A 15499-nucleotide genomic window follows, 5' to 3' on the forward strand; every position below is an offset into this window, starting at 1 on the left:
CGTCGGATTCGGCAGAACTTGTCCTTGATGTACGAAGTAATCACTAGCCGCAATGAAATGAAACCGACGACATTCACATCTAAGTTAAAATCGCAAAAACATGAATGATTTTATAACGCTTCTTTCGCTTTATTTAAAAGAGCCGACTCTCGTGCAGATTTAGCTGCCTCGTATTCTTGCAAGAAATCTTTAGCATGAGAAGTGCTGAAATCATGCTTTTTTAAGTCATCCTGCAGTGCTTGATAAATAATTTTGAATGCACCGTCCGTTTTTTCCTCTAAAGCTTTACCCGCACCGGTATATTTCTGATAGAAATAAGCAAATGAAATACTTTCGCCATTATTCTTTTTTGATTTATATTCGCCATAGGCCGTGTCCACAAGGGAATCAATCTTTGCGTTCGCCTGGTTTTGCAGACTTTCAAACGAAGGCCTATATTTATTTTTTATGGATGCAACTGTAACGGAGTTTTCCGTGTTATTCGTTGCTGGACCTTTGTTTTCACTACCTTTTTCAGGAGAGTTTGATGGATTTTCTGAACTTAATCCGTTTTCACCAGATGAGTCCGTTCCTGTTTCCGCACCCGTTTCCGTTCCGGTGCTCGTTTCAACAGACTGTCCTTCGGAATCAACAGCGTTTTCTACTGTTTCCTGATCACCAGGCAAAACAATATCGTATTCCGAGTCGATGATTTCTTCTACATTTTCATCGGCCACATCATACTCCTTCATTTCAAAAAAGTAATAAATCGTCCCTCCCGCAACTAATAACAAGAGAACGACTATCGATAGAAATATTTTCCATTTCTTTTTCATTGAGAGAAAGTGCTCCTTTCTACCTAGTTAGCATATTTTGTCTATAAAAATATATCATACAAATAGTAATTGTAATAGATAAGATAAACTAAAGTGGGAAATAATTGAGAACTTTATAGATAAAGAGTAATAGGTAAAAAAACCTGGTTTATATTGAATAAGTTTTAGATATTTGGTATTCTGATGGAAGAATCGGAGAAAATTTTGGTAAATGTAAACTTGGTAGTAATTTACATACAAAATTAGAGTACATAAAATCATGAGGTGACACAATGAAAAAGTATCCATTTAGTAACAAAGCAATGAAAGCAATGCTAGCTGCTTCTATTGCCCTATCTCCATTTGCAGCAAGCGCGATTTCGGCGCCGGTGAAGGTTGAGGCTTCTGATCTTACAGATGCAGAAACAGATTTAATTAACGAATTAAATGCTATTTATCAGAAACTTAAGCCTGAACAAAAAAGTGCGTTAAGAACTGCAAGCCAAAAATTAAATGATGGAAGTGCTATTAATACAGATACATGGAACAAACTTGCCGACGAACTTTCGCGGTCAGGTAAGGCAACTGGTGATGAAAGAGATCTTCTAGTTGCATTAGCAAAGCTATTTGCAGATGCTAGTCTAGGTGGTTTAGGAGACTTCCAAACTACTCTTTCTAATTTTAAAGATGCACAACGTGACAATGTAGCCACTGTATTTAATCAGAAAATTACTGTTAACCAATTAGCGGATTTCATCGTAAAAGTAGAATCAGATTATATTAAAAGAGTAAAAAAGTTACCAAGCAACGCAACTAATGAAAAATATTATGATGAATTTTATAATTCATTGGAAAGTGAAGCGATTAAAAGTCTTGATGTTGCTATAGCCCTTTTTAAAATAATAAATGAAGACAATGCAAAGTCAGTAGTACAACAAATCGTTAATGCAGTTGATAAAGATAAGACTGCACGTGAAGCATTTATTGCTGGAATTAAAGAAGCTAGTAAGGATTCTGGTACTGGCGGTGGCGGTGGTGGTGGCGCTATCGTTGAATCACCAATCGAACTACCACCTGGCTCAACAACTATTGAAAACCGTGGAAACGATGTAGTAACACAAATCCTTGCTGATAAAGTTCAAGCAATCGTGAACTTAATTACAGCAACAAACAACGTAATTCCTGTTAAGCTTGAAAAAGTATCAGGTGATAAAAAAGCAGTTGCTGAGATTCCTGCATCTCTATTTACAGAAGCAGCTAAGAAAAACAGCAAAGCTGTTGTTTCCATTGAAACAGATGCAGCAGTGTACAAGCTGCCAGTTTCAGAGATCAATGTTTCAGCTCTAGCTCAAAAATTAGGTGTTGCTGCTGGTGATGTGAAAATTGACATTTCTGTTAATGTTGTTTCTGCAGACGTGAAAAACAAAGTTTCAGAAGTAGTAGAATTCCAAATTTTCGCTGTTGCTGGTGATAAGAAAGAAGCAATCACAGCATTTAGCACATATGTTGACCGTGTGATCATGGGCTCTAAAGATTTCAGCAAAGGAAACTCAGTTGCTGTTCGTATTAATAATGATGGGTCGCTTACTTCTATTCCTACTATCTTTAATGGCAAAAATGCAACAGTTAAATCTCTTACAAACTCTAAATATACAGTTGTTGAAAACAATATATCTTTTAAAGATGTTACAGATAAGAGCTGGGCAAAAGGTTATATCGAAACACTAGCAAATAAATTAATCGTTAAAGGTAAAGCGGCTGACAAATATGCTCCTGCTGATCATATGACTCGTGCTGAATTTACAGTATTACTTGTTCGTGCTCTAGGCTTACCTGCTGAAAAGTATGACGGCACATTTAAAGATGTAAAAGGTACAGAATGGTTCAATGAAAATGGCGAAATTATGGCCGCTGTGAAGCATGGTATCATCAAAGGTGTGAGCAGCAATCAATTTGCTCCGCAGAACAAAATTACAAGAGCTGAAGCAGCTGTAATGATTGAGCGTGCGATGAACCTTTCATTTGTAAACTATGATAATTCTCAGTTAGATAGCAAGAAAACTGTAGCTGACTTCAAAGATGCTAGCAAGCTTCAAGATTGGAACAAAAAAGCAATTGAAGCAGTTTACCAAGCAGATATCGTATCTGGCCGCGATACGAAAGAATTTGATCCTAAAGGCTATACACAACGTGATGAAATGGCAAAAATCCTTGCTAATTTCTTAAAATCTGCTAAATTAATGAACTAATTTTTTAAAAGGGCTGTTTCTTAAGTCGTCTATTCGGCTAAGAGGCAGCTTTTTTCTATGTAAAACTAATTGGTCATCGGATTTATTGAACAAGCCTTCATGTACGAAGTAATCACTAGCGAAGTGGAATAAACCCGATAACATTTTACTGCAAGGTTGAATGCAGTTATTCACTATAACAAAAACTACCAAATCCCAATAATGTAATAGTTTGTTAAACTCCCTGTAAAAATGGTAATATAAAGAAGTTCAGATGATTGGTAGATTTATATTTTTTTTACCCTTACTTCAAGAATATCTTAATAGAAATATGGAGGTTTAACTGTTGAAGAAAACTAGAAGTTCCATTAGCAGCTTGCTCGCCCTTGTTCTCGTGTTTAGTTTGTGTATTCCTTTTAACCAGGCGGAAGCCGCGGAAAAGAAGTCGGCGATTACGGTTACGTTAGACGGAAAGAAAATCAATTTTGATGTTCCGCCAGAAATTAAGGATGGCCGTGTGCTTGTTCCGTTTCGAGCCATATTCGAAGCATTCGGTGCTTATGTGCAATTTGATCAATCGACAAAAGTAGTCAGCTCTACAAAAGATGATCAAATGATTGAATTGAAGGTCAACTCAAAATTAGCTTATGTAAATGAAACAGAGCAAAAGCTAGATGTTCCGCCACTTATTCTTAATGGAAGAACACTCGTGCCATTAAGATTTATTGGGGAGAATTTCAATGGTCAAGTAGATTGGAATAGCTCAACTAAGCAAGTAACTATTCGCACGAATAGCAGCAGTCAGCCTAAGCCTGAACCACCTTCGAAGCCGGAAAAAGTAATTCCTGTCTTTTTAAACAATGTGGAGCTATCCCTTGATACTCCGCCAATTAACTTAAATAATCGGATCTATGTTCCGCTCGAGTCTTTCTTAGACGAGATGGGCAACGATATTGAGAGGGCTAGATATGATGACGAAATCTATATCACGATGGATGGAGCAAGCATCACCATGTTTGTCAATCAAAATCATGCTGAGGTTAATGGGAAATATGTAACGACAAACGACTATCCAATTTTCCACAACGGGACGATTTACGCACCTGTTCGTTATATTACAGACCTCTTCGGTGGCTCGGTGAATATTACTCCCGGTACATCGGAAGTCCGAATTACAATCAATCGATCAAAGCTTAGAAGCTCGTTTCTTGAAAAAGAAGCCGTTGACATTGTCAGACCGACGAATGTCGCGATTGCTTCCTTTAGCGGCAATAGAAGGCTGATGGTGAGCGATAATCCCGAGAATTTAAATTCAAATACGATCGGCTTTGAAAATGCGACGATTTGGGAGGATCATGTTGATACATGGGAAAACCAAATGGATCATCGCGTGTATGGCTGGCATGTGAATCAGCTAGGGAAAAGAGTGAAGGTAGGCATTACGATTGAGAATTTATCACAGACAAATAATTTAGAAGTGTTGAATGCAAAAGGGATGGCACGTTCCGGATCGAGCAGTTGGTCTCATACTGATGTTGGTTTACCACTTGCGGAAGCGTTGCTAAGCAATAAGCTGCCATCAATCAATATGACATCCCCGATTGTAAAAGCAAATGAAACCGTGGTTATTAAAGATATGTGGGTTGAAAACGATTTCTTACTCGGTTTCTTAACCGATTTTACAGTCAAGAAAAGCTCTGGTTCAGGCAACCTTTCTTATAAAGTGAGAGTCGTAGTTTCACAGTATGGGGAAGATGTAACCGATATTAAGCTTCCTCCAGTACCGACTGACAAAATTAACTCACATCCGCGCGGCGTTTGGAAAAGCTCGCAGATTGTGACAGAGCTTCCTGTGTATCAGGCTGGATCTGCGGAAGTGGCCTATAGCATTTCAAATGGGGCAACAGATAATTTATTATCTGTAGAACAATCCCTCGGCCAAGGAAAATATGATGTTGTCAAAAACCCTGGTCATTATGGCGCGACTTATAAAGTGAAAATTCCAATTGCCAACTATACAGGAGAAGCGAAAACAGTGAGAGTTCGCTTAGGTGCACGCGGCGGAATGTACAACGGTGCGGTTAAAGTAAATAACGATAAAGTGTATATGATTCCGATGATCAATCCAGGATCAGAAGTAGCGAATGTCGGCGACTTCACAATCAATGGTACAAGCGAAACAATCGAGCTTGAATTGATGCATAGCGGCGGTTCGGCACTTCCTGTTGCGATTGATATATTGACGCTAAATTAAGAAAAAATTTAAGTGGGCTGTCCTAGTCAGGTTGATCTGGCTACTGGACAGCTTTTTTTATTTTCTTACCTTAAAGAATGTACGTTATGGATATGAACGGATTCATGGAGCGCGTTTTCAGAAGCTGTTAGCCAAAATTGTCGCCATGTCCTATTCATGGCACGTGTTTTCTAAGACCTTCACTCAAAACGATCGCCATGAACGCTTCATAGCACGCATTTTCCGAGCACGCCACTCAAAACGATCGCCATGAACGCTTCATAGCACGCATTTTCCAAGCACACCACTCAAAACGAACACCATGAACGCTTCATAGTACGTGTTTTCCGAGGCCATCACTCAAAACGATCGCCATGAATGCTTCATAGTACGCATTTTCCGCACCTACCACTTAAAACAATCGCCATGAACGCTTCATAGTACGCATTTTCCAAGACCGCCACTCAAAATGATCATCATGAACGCTTCATAGTACGCATTTTCTGAGCCCGCCACACAAAACAATCGCTATGAACGCTTCATAGTACGCAATTTCCGCGCCCGCCACTCAAAACGAACGCCATGAACGCTTCATAGTACGTGTTTTCCGAGGCCATCACTCAAAACGGTCGCCATGAAAGCTTCATAGTGTGCATTTTTCGAGCCCGCCACTCAAAACGAACGCCATGACCGCTTCATAGCACGCATTTTCCACGCCCGCTACTCAAAACGATCGCCATGAACACTTCATAGCACGCATTTTCCAGTCTCCGCAAACAACCTTCCACACGAGCCTAAATCTAGTAAAATAGTAGTGTTTTTGATGGAAATATTAGGTATTACAATAAATAACTAGTTAAAATGGTCGAATTTTGCTAGATTAGTAAGTAGAAAACTATAAAAGGAGCGTCGTCATGAAACGATTATTATTAGCGGTTGTTTCTGTTTTTTTACTCCTCATCCATGTTCCAAGTACATATGCGGCTTCGGATGACATTACTGGCCATTATTTTGAGAAAGATATGAGAGTTCTGATTGCCAAAAATATTTTAGGCGGGTATGGCCCAGGCGTTTATAAGCCGAATCAGACAGTGACTCGTGCGGAGTTTGCTGCTCTTGTCGTAAGAACACTAGAATTGCAGCCTGTCGAAGCAGCTGAATTTTCCATTGCTTCTGCGGCAGAGCCTTTGTTTAAAGATGTGAAACCAGGCGAATGGTATTTTGCTGCTGTTGATGCCGCTGTGAAGGCAGGGATTGTTGGCGGATATCCTGATCAAACATTTTTACCGAATAAGGAAATTACTCGTCAAGAAATGGCTGCAATGATTATGCGTGCCCTTTCGACAAGATCTGTCTATTCAATGCCAGCGACTTTAGATTTCAAAGATGTTGATAAAATAAATCCTATTTTCAAAGATGCGATTCAGAGATTAGTATTTTTAAATATTATGTCAGGGAACGCTGATCAAACCTTTGGTCCGCAAACGAAAACTACACGTGGCCAGACGGCAGCTGTTTTAAATCGAATGGTCAATGTGCTGAATCCGCCGAAAAACCTTGAATATAAGGTGGCAGTTATCGGCGCTGATGGCACACCAGTTGTTCTTAGAGAATTTAGTGATTTTAACCAAGCGAAAAGTAGTGTAGTAGATAACCAGGTTGTTTTAAGAGGAAATGCAATTGCTTATATTAAAAGTGGACTGGCAGTAGCCAATAAGATGGCAGTTATCTATGATAAACCGGATTTATCAGGAGTGAGCAGAACGTATGTGGCAACTGGTACGGAGTTAAAGTACTATGATGCAACTGAGAAGTCTGTAAAGGTATTAATCGCGAATACGGAAGGTTATGTTGCCCCTGATGAAGTGAATTTAATCCCGAGCTCGCTCGTTACTGGACGCTCCTATTATAAGCAGGTAGGTGGAGAATTAGTCCATGTTGTATATAATCCACTTACAAAGGCATCTACAGAAACATTAATTGGCAAAGCTCCTTCATTCATGACAGCTGGTGCAAAATATTATAGCTGGGATGGCGTGAATTATTACAATGAAAGCGGGACGAAGGCAGGAGAAGCCTATACGTATTTCATAAACCTCCCGCTTCACACGAAAACACCTTATACAGCAGAGGATCTTGACCGCTTTTTAACGGAGCAATATCCAGACGCTTACAAAAAGAATTTCCCTGACAGTCCATTAGCTGGAACGGGCGTAGTCTTTAAAGAGATGGAAGCCAAATATGAAGTGAACGCACTTTATTTAATGGCGCACGCGATTCATGAAAGTGCGTGGGGAACGAGCGCGATTGCTCAAGATAAGAAAAATCTATATGGTATGAAGGCTTATGATTCTGATCCATATAATAGTGCTGCAACTTACCCTTCCTTCGCTGAATCCATTGAGGCCGCCGCGAAGTATGTCTCAAGTTCTTACCAATCACCAAAGGGTGCGTATTATAATGGAGCAGTTGTTGGGAATAAAAGTTTCGGCATGAACGTGAAATATGCTTCTGATCCATATTGGGGTGAAAGAATTGCTGGGCATATGTACCGTGCGGATCGCTTCCTAGGCGGCAAAGAGAATAATCTATATCCGTTAGCGAATAACGCTGTTGAATCATTGAAAGTTCGCTCTGGCTATGGCACAAGCAATCCGGTGGTTTACGAATTAAAAACTGTCGGCATTCCATTTATCTACACAGAAAAGGCCCAAAAGGATGGAGCGATGTGGTATCAGATCATTTCAGACGATATCAATAATCGAGTGGGCCATGTGTACGGAAACGGCTCCCTTGGCGAGTATGTGAAGGAAATGCCTCTAGCAAAATAAATAACGATTCCTTGTAAAAAAAGAAGTAGCACATATAAAAGTGTTACTTCTTTTTTGTTGTGTAGGTGTTTTTTAGAGTTTCATTACCCGTAAAAGTGAAAAAGGTAGTCCACGGTAAAAGCACTCTACTTCCATTTCTCGTCCAAAGCAAAAAGCCTCTCTATTCCCTTGTTGAAGAGTGAAACTTTATGTCGGTTTATGGTATATTAGAAAAGAAACTTTTTCGTGAATAGGAGTAAAATTATGACTTTAAAGTTTGTGGACATTTTAGGTGTTCCTTTTATAAATATGAATCAATCTCAGTTTGTACAGCAGCTGAATAGCCATATCCAAAAGAATGAAAAGACGTTCGTCGTGACGGCTAATCCGGAGATTGTGATGAAAGCGGTGGAGGAGCCAGATTATATGGAGCTAATCCGCAAAGCTACCTATATTACTGCTGATGGCATTGGCGTTGTGAAAGCGGCAGGCCTATTGGGACAGCCGTTGCCTGGGCGAGTAACTGGCTATGATACAATGATTGAATTGCTTAAGATGGGCAATGAACAGGAGCTCAAAATCTATTTGCTTGGTGCCCAGCAGGAAACGCTTGAAAAAGCGGTGGCCAACATACATAAAACCTATCCACGGGTACAAATTGTCGGCTCACATAATGGCTTTTTCGATTGGGAAAGTAATGACATCCAAAAGGAAATCCAAGAAACTAAACCAGATCTGATTTTCGTTGCATTAGGTGTACCTCGACAGGAAAAATGGGTTGCGGAAAATCTCCCTCAATTCGATAAAGGGATTTTTATCGGTGTCGGTGGAAGCTTTGATGTTATTGCGGGAACGGTTCAAAGAGCACCAGAAATTTGGCAGAAGGCGAACTTAGAGTGGTTCTACCGTCTCCTTAAGCAGCCGAGTCGTTTCGGACGCATGCTTGCATTGCCAAGATTTGCGATCAGAATACTTAAAGAGAAAGCAATGAAAAAATAATGAATAATACATTTGTCAAAAGCACCCTTATTTTATCCATTGCCACATTAGCGTCGAAAATTCTTGGGAGCATCTTCCGGATTCCGCTTCAAAATATAGCGGGGGACGAGGTCCTTGGAATTTTCACGCTCGTTTATCCTGTATACATGGTGGCGTTAATTCTATCGGTTGCAGGGATTCCGATTGCGATTTCCCAGCTGATTTCTGAGGCTGCCGCTCATAAGGATGACAATCGGATTTGGAAAATTTACCGTACTGCTACGATTCTTGCGATCTTATTTGGGATTACGAGTTTTTCATTAATATTTGGATTCTCTCACCAAATAGCAGAAGTTCTCGGCGGGCAGAGTACGAGGCTAGCTCTAATTGTCGTGGCAGCCACCTTGCTGATTGCACCTTATATGGCTGTTTACAGAGGATATTTCCAAGGATTTCAAAATATGAGTCCGACTGCGGTTTCGCAGGTGCTTGAACAGCTGATCAGAGTAGGGATCATTTTGCTATCGGCCTATATTCTCGTGCAGCAAAATCGTTCCAATGAAGTCATCGCAGGGGGGATCATGATTGGTTCCTTTGTTGGGGCTTTCCTTTCAGCTGTTTACTTGCAGTGGCTATTTCACCGCTCACCTTTGAAGCCAAAACGGATAAAAGAACGTTACACGTTCCGCGACTTCAAAGGGATGAGCAAAGATATTTTATATATTTCTTTACCGATCTGCATCGGAGCTATTACGATGGCTCTGTTAAATTTCGTTGACTCCGTCACGATCCCATCGAGTTTAAAAAATGCCGGGGAAAAGGCGAATGAAATTACTTATTTATATGGGATTTATGGAAGAGGATTATCGCTCGTCCAAATTGCGACGGTGTTTTCTTCATCGATTGTTTTGCCATTAATTCCGTTAATTACAAAGACTCTTGCTGAGCAAAAACAGAAGAAAGCAAGAGATATTGTTGAGCGCACACATTTTCTGACACATCTTGTTTCGTGGCCGGCTGCGTTTGGCCTGTTTGCCTTGACACTTCCTATTAATTTGGCTCTTTTTACCGACCTTAAAGGCAGTGATGTCCTTGGCATTATTGGACTTAGCTCCGTATTTACCTCCTTATCCATTTTAGGGACTGGAGTTCTGCAAGGGATGAATTTAGCGAAGCAGGGCGCCTACATTATCGTTGGCGGCGTGCTCGTCAAAATTGTGACCAATATTGTCCTTGTTAAATTTTTCGGATTAGTTGGCGCAGCTTATTCGACATTATTTGTGTATATCCTTATTTTTATCGTGAATACTTATTTTATTTGGAAAACCATTCCTTTCGCTTTTTGGGGAAGAAAGGTCACTTCCATCGTTCTGTCCTCGGCTGTTATGGGACTGGCCATCGGTTTGCCGACGATGTATTTTCATATCGACCAATGGGGCAGAAAAACAGCATTGCTTTACACAGTGGCGGCCATCGCCATCGGAGCAGCCATTTATTTCATCATGTTAATTTTGACAAAAGGCTTCAGCATAGCGGAGCTTAAAGGGCTGCCGGTCGTGTCAAAGTTATTTAGATCATCCACTAATCAACCTGCAGATGCAGTAAATAAGAACAACCTCGGGAAAGGGGGAAAAAAGTTGAAAAAGTTTTTATGGGGACTTTTAATTGCCTCGCTATTATTGGCTATTCCGGGGATCGCCCAGCGCTATCAGGCGGAATGGAAAAATAATGCCTATGAAATGATTATCCCATACGGAGATATTGAAGACACGTCTTTACACGGCACAGATCTTCCTGTTGAGAAGATTCTCAAGCGTCTAAAGCAAGCAGGTTTGCAGGCCGTAAGTATTGAACCTGAAACTTTAAACAGCTTAGAGAAAAGCGGCTATGTGACAGCCATCACATCCGAAAGAATGAAGGAAATTGCTGTATTTGATAATAACCTTGATCATTTTGATGCAACAGAGGGACTTTATGTCTTTATTAATAAAGAAAATGAATTGACAAAGGAGCTTGCCGATCATTTTCCTGATACGGATGTGAAGGCGGTTCACATTCAAAACAAGGAGTTCCTCTTTATTCCAGGAATCGCGAAGAAAACTGAGGAAAATCCTTTAGGCTATTTGCCTGAAACCGTTAGCCAAATTAAACAAGCCGGTCTTTCCGTAATCTTTAGAATGCCGAACATGGGTGAACTAAAAGATGATCTTATTTTTAAACAATTAGCTGAATTGACGGATGAGGAGAGTAACCGCGTTTTATTCCTTGGACAAGAGGTGGCGGGATCCCCAAATCCTCAGGAAATCAAGGCTTATGCTAACCAGTTTAAAGAGAAAAATATTGCTGTTTATGGCATTGAGTTTGCCGATCAAAAAGGCTTTTTCACATTGGCTAATCAAATGGACATGAATGTGATCCGTTTGCATAGCTTAGATTTGAATCGGGTGGACAGCCCTCAAGAGGGAATTGATCGTGCCATCCGCGCTGTGAAGGAAAGAAATATTCGCGCAATCTTCCTAAGAATGGAACATAATATTGGCGGAGAAAATTCGCTTATTAATATGGAGGGCTTTATCACGGATGTTCATCATGACATGCCATCCATCTTCCATCCTGGGAAAGCTGAAATGTTTAATAAAATTACGATTCCAGCATGGAGTTATGTCGCAGCATTCGCTGCCGCGATTTTCTTCGTTTCATTAGCAGCACTAAGTGTTTTTGGCAACCGCATACTATTCCTGCTGGCCTTTGTCGGCATGCTCGCACTTGCTCTCGGATATGCCGTATTGCATAAAACGCTGCTCGTTCAAGGAACGGCTCTTTTAGTAGCGATTATTGCCCCTGTTTTTGCGATTTTACCAGTTTCGGAAAATAAGGGCATGAAGCATATTATTGTCGCTTATATAAGGGCAGCGCTCATAAGTGCGATGGGCATAGCCATTGTCGTGGCGCTATTAAATGGCAATGAATACCTCGTGAAAGTAGAAGCATTCAGAGGTGTGAAGCTCATTTACGTATTCCCGATTCTGTTCATGTTCCTATATGCGATTCGTACGCAAATAAAGGGGCTGTTAACAACAAGAGTTGAGTATTGGCATTTAGCCTTTATTGCTGTCATTGGGGTCATTGGCCTCTATTATATTAGCCGAACAGGCAATGCAGGTTCTGTCTCAGATATTGAATTAGTTCTAAGACAAAAGCTCGAGGAAGCTATGTACGTACGACCAAGAACGAAGGAATTTCTCATTGGCTTGCCATTTTTCGTCCTTGCCCTGTATGTCATCCCATACTATAAAAAGCTTGGCTTCTATTTACTAATTCCTGGAGTTATCGGCTATTTATCGATCGTCAATACGTTTACACATTTGCATATTCCGTTATATGTTTCGATTTTGCGAACGGTGTATAGTTTAATCCTTGGTCTAATCATTGGCTGGATATTCATTCTTGTATACAAAAAAGGCCACGCGCTCTTTATGAATAAAATTAAGCCGAGGTGGTTCGCGTGAGAATTGTCATGTCAGGCTATTACGGTTTTGATAATGTCGGCGATGAAGCGATATTGTTTTCGATCATCCAAGCATTGAAGGCTGCTGAACCGGGGGTCGAAATCACTGTTCTTTCGAATAACCCGGAACAGACAAAAGCCACATACGGAGTTCAAGCGGTGAATCGCTGGAAGTTGGGAGAAGTGCTTGCCGCTCTGAAAAATTCCGACGGCCTCATTAGCGGCGGCGGAAGCCTTTTGCAGGATGAGACTGGATTTAAGTCAATCCCATACTATACGGGGATCATGAAGCTGGCCCAAATGGTTGGAAAAAAAGTGTTCATCTATGCGCAAGGAATGGGCCCAATTCACAAATCTTATAATAAAAAAATTGTGAAGCATGTTTTGAAAAAAACACAGATAACAATTCGGGATGAAGCATCAAAAAAGCTTCTTGAAGAGATAGGTTTGAAGAATTCGATGGATATCGTTCCTGATCCTGTTCTTGGTTTGCGCATTTCTAGTCGTGCGAACAAATGGTGGGAAGAGCAAAATTTTCAAGGACGAGTTCTGACGGTTTCAGTTCGTGATTGGCCAAGCTCTGTTGATTTTAAAAAGAAAATCGCAGAAACTCTAGATAGGGCAATAGAAGACGGGATGGATGTTGTCTTTGTACCGATGCATGGGGAGCATGATGACAAGACATCAGGAGAAGTCGCTTCCCTCATGTCGGGTAAAGCCTATATCTCACCTTTTGACCATTCAATCGAGGAGAAAATTGCGATCATCGGCCAATCGAATTTGCTCGTTGGCATGAGGCTTCATGCTCTAATCTTCTCATCGATTATGCACACACCTTTTGTGGCGCTCTCTTATGATCCGAAAATCGACGCATTTGCGGATATTTGCAGCCAGCAGGTGGCTGGGCATGTCAACGAGGATACTTGGAATGCCGCCTTTCTTTATGACTGCATTCAGCAAGTCCTCCGTGATGAGCCATTAGCTGTTGAGAAGCTGAAGGAAAAAGTCGAACCACTGCAAAGAAGCGCAATGGAAACGGCGGAGCGGTCTATTGAGTATTTTCGCTCGTGAAAATGCGTAAGGTCTAAAATCTGAAAATTAGTAGTCGAAGTGTCCGTCATTGTTGTAATGACGGACACTTTTTTTGGAGTAAAAGTCTTACTAAGGTTAAAAAAGGAAGCTGCCCGCGGTATGTACCCCAATTCTATTCCTTAAAAGTAAATCAAGCCAAAAAAATGCTCAGAGCACAAAATGATATGCTCCCCTTAAGGTAGACAGGTTAAAAAATATAACATGTTTATCTTAGGGGGATTTTTTGTGTCTAGGAGTTCATTTTCCAAAGATGAAAAAATAGCTATTTTAAAACTTCTTAATGAAGATAATTATTCAGTCAATCATCTAGCCTCAATGTATAACGTTGATTGGTCAACTATTAGGTCCTGGCAACATAAGTATGAAACTTTTGGTGTAGATGGTCTGAGGGAATCCGAAAAATGGAAATCTTATTCTAAAGAATTAAAAATAGCGGCTGTACATGACTACATATCTGGGGAGTACTCATTAAGAGAGATTATAAGAAAATACGATATAGCTAGTGATTCTTCCTTGAGAAAGTGGATAAAAGAGTATAATAGTCATAGAGAATTAAAGGATACGGGGAAAGGTAAAAGTGGCTCTATGACTAAGGGAAGAAACACAACATTAAACGAACGAATTGAAATTGTATTGTACTGCCTAGAACAAAATAAAAACTATCAATTGGCTGCAGAAACTTATGAGGTTTCTTATCATCAGGTTTATCAATGGGTTAAAAAATATGAAGTTGGTGGAGAAGGAGCTTTAAAGGATCAACGTGGCAGAACCAAAGAAGAACAAGAGTTAACACCAGAAGAAAAGTTCAATCTTAAAATGAAACGACTTGAACGGGAGAACGAACGGTTACGTGCAGAGAATCTATTCTTAAAAAAGTTAGAGGAAATCGAAAGGAGGCGAAAGTAAGCCAAATTCGTTTCGAAGATAAGTATATAGCGATCCAGGAGCTTCATAAGGGAGAAAATCTAAGTATTATCTTACTTTGTGAAATCGCTGGTATTTCTCGAGCTGCTTACTATAAGTGGCTTAATCGTGCACCATCTACTAAGGAACTTCAGAATGAAGAAATTATAAAAGAAATGAAGGCACTCCATGAAAAAGTAGATAGTTCCTTTGGTTACCGTCAAATGACATTACATATGAATCGAAAGTTTAAGGAGAAAATCAATCATAAGAGGATATACCGATTAATGAAAATCTCAAAACTACGGTCCGTCATTCGAGTAAAGAAGAAACAATATAAACATTCACCCCCTCAACATGTAGCAGAAAATGTGTTAAATCGCCAATTCACAGCTGAAAAGCCGAATAATAAATGGGTTACAGATGTTACAGAATTTAAATATGGTCGGTCAAAAAAGGCATATTTAAGTGCTATTCGGGATTTATATGATGGATCGATTGTTAGTTATGTTCTTGGGCATTCAAATAATAATCAGCTCGTCTTCAAAACACTTGAACAAGCGATATCAATTTTGACTGTGGAACGTCCAATTATTCATAGTGACCGTGGCTTCCAGTACACTTCACATGGATTTAAACGAAGGATTGATGCCGCAAAGATGACACAGAGTATGTCGCGGGTAGGTAGATGTATAGACAATAGTCCCATGGAATCGTTCTGGAGTACGCTCAAATGTGAGAAATATTATTTGAGTAAGTATGAAACATTCGAGGAACTATCTTTTGCGATAGATGAATATATACATTTTTATAACCATAATAGATATCAAAAACGACTAAACGGCCTTAGTCCTATTGAATATAGAACAAAGGCCGCTTAGATTCTTTTTTATTATTTCCGCTGTCTACTTGACAGGGTGCAGTTCAAAAGCTCTGAGCATTTTTCAATATCC

7 protein-coding genes and 2 pseudogenes are annotated in these 15499 nt (G+C 40.1%); 8 read left to right on the forward strand and 1 reads right to left on the reverse strand.

The genetic code is table 11. The annotated features are described in order from the left end of the window. Window positions 1-110: 110 nt before the first annotated feature. The gene (locus tag F7731_RS10330) at window positions 111-815 is read right to left on the reverse strand and encodes a hypothetical protein (protein WP_151534697.1); all 705 of its coding nucleotides are present in this window, start codon (window positions 813-815) and stop codon (window positions 111-113) included. A 272-nt stretch (window positions 816-1087) separates the two neighbouring features. Between F7731_RS10330 and F7731_RS10335 the strand changes: the two genes are divergently transcribed. From F7731_RS10335 to F7731_RS10365, 8 genes and pseudogenes are all read left to right on the forward strand, one after another. Continuing rightward, window positions 1088-3043, forward strand: coding sequence for an S-layer homology domain-containing protein (locus F7731_RS10335; protein ID WP_151534698.1), 1956 nt, complete (start codon window positions 1088-1090; stop codon window positions 3041-3043). Window positions 3044-3368: 325 nt separating this feature from the next. Further along, complete coding sequence (locus F7731_RS10340; RefSeq protein WP_151534699.1) at window positions 3369-5276, forward strand: copper amine oxidase N-terminal domain-containing protein; 1908 nt, start codon at window positions 3369-3371, stop codon at window positions 5274-5276. An 893-nt stretch (window positions 5277-6169) separates the two neighbouring features. Beyond that, on the forward strand, window positions 6170-8086 hold the full coding sequence (locus F7731_RS10345; RefSeq protein WP_151534700.1) for an S-layer homology domain-containing protein: 1917 nt from the start codon (window positions 6170-6172) through the stop codon (window positions 8084-8086). Between the two features lie 243 nt (window positions 8087-8329). Continuing rightward, entirely contained in the window at window positions 8330-9064 is a 735-nt protein-coding gene (locus tag F7731_RS10350) for a WecB/TagA/CpsF family glycosyltransferase (RefSeq protein ID WP_151534701.1), read from the forward strand. After that, a pseudogene (locus F7731_RS27270) lies at window positions 9061-10617 on the forward strand (putative polysaccharide biosynthesis protein); the annotation flags it as partial. The gene F7731_RS10350 and the pseudogene F7731_RS27270, both read left to right, overlap by 4 nt. A 165-nt stretch (window positions 10618-10782) precedes the next feature. After that, window positions 10783-12552 (forward strand): annotated as a pseudogene (locus tag F7731_RS27275) (DUF5693 family protein); the annotation flags it as partial. Next, window positions 12549-13622: a polysaccharide pyruvyl transferase CsaB gene (gene csaB, locus F7731_RS10360; protein WP_151534703.1), complete on the forward strand. Its 1074-nt coding sequence runs from the start codon at window positions 12549-12551 to the stop codon at window positions 13620-13622. The pseudogene F7731_RS27275 and the gene csaB, both read left to right, overlap by 4 nt. A 246-nt stretch (window positions 13623-13868) precedes the next feature. Further along, window positions 13869-15427, forward strand: a protein-coding gene (locus F7731_RS10365; protein ID WP_151534704.1) for an IS3 family transposase whose coding sequence is annotated in 2 segments (ribosomal slippage) — window positions 13869-14511 and window positions 14511-15427 — 1560 coding nt in all. Because the reading frame shifts where the segments join, the coding sequence is not laid out codon by codon here. Window positions 15428-15499 lie beyond the last annotated feature (72 nt).

The organism is Cytobacillus depressus (assembly GCF_008923245.1).
In the GTDB taxonomy this organism is placed as follows: Bacteria; Bacillota; Bacilli; order Bacillales; family Cytobacillaceae; genus Cytobacillus; species Cytobacillus depressus.

Coding starts and splice junctions, on each gene's coding strand:
- F7731_RS10330 (WP_151534697.1), bottom strand. CDS start 815: ATGAAAAAGAAATGGAAAATATTTCTATCGATAGTCGTTCTCTTGTTA.
- F7731_RS10335 (WP_151534698.1), top strand. CDS start 1,088: ATGAAAAAGTATCCATTTAGTAACAAAGCAATGAAAGCAATGCTAGCT.
- F7731_RS10345 (WP_151534700.1), top strand. CDS start 6,170: ATGAAACGATTATTATTAGCGGTTGTTTCTGTTTTTTTACTCCTCATC.
- F7731_RS10350 (WP_151534701.1), top strand. CDS start 8,330: ATGACTTTAAAGTTTGTGGACATTTTAGGTGTTCCTTTTATAAATATG.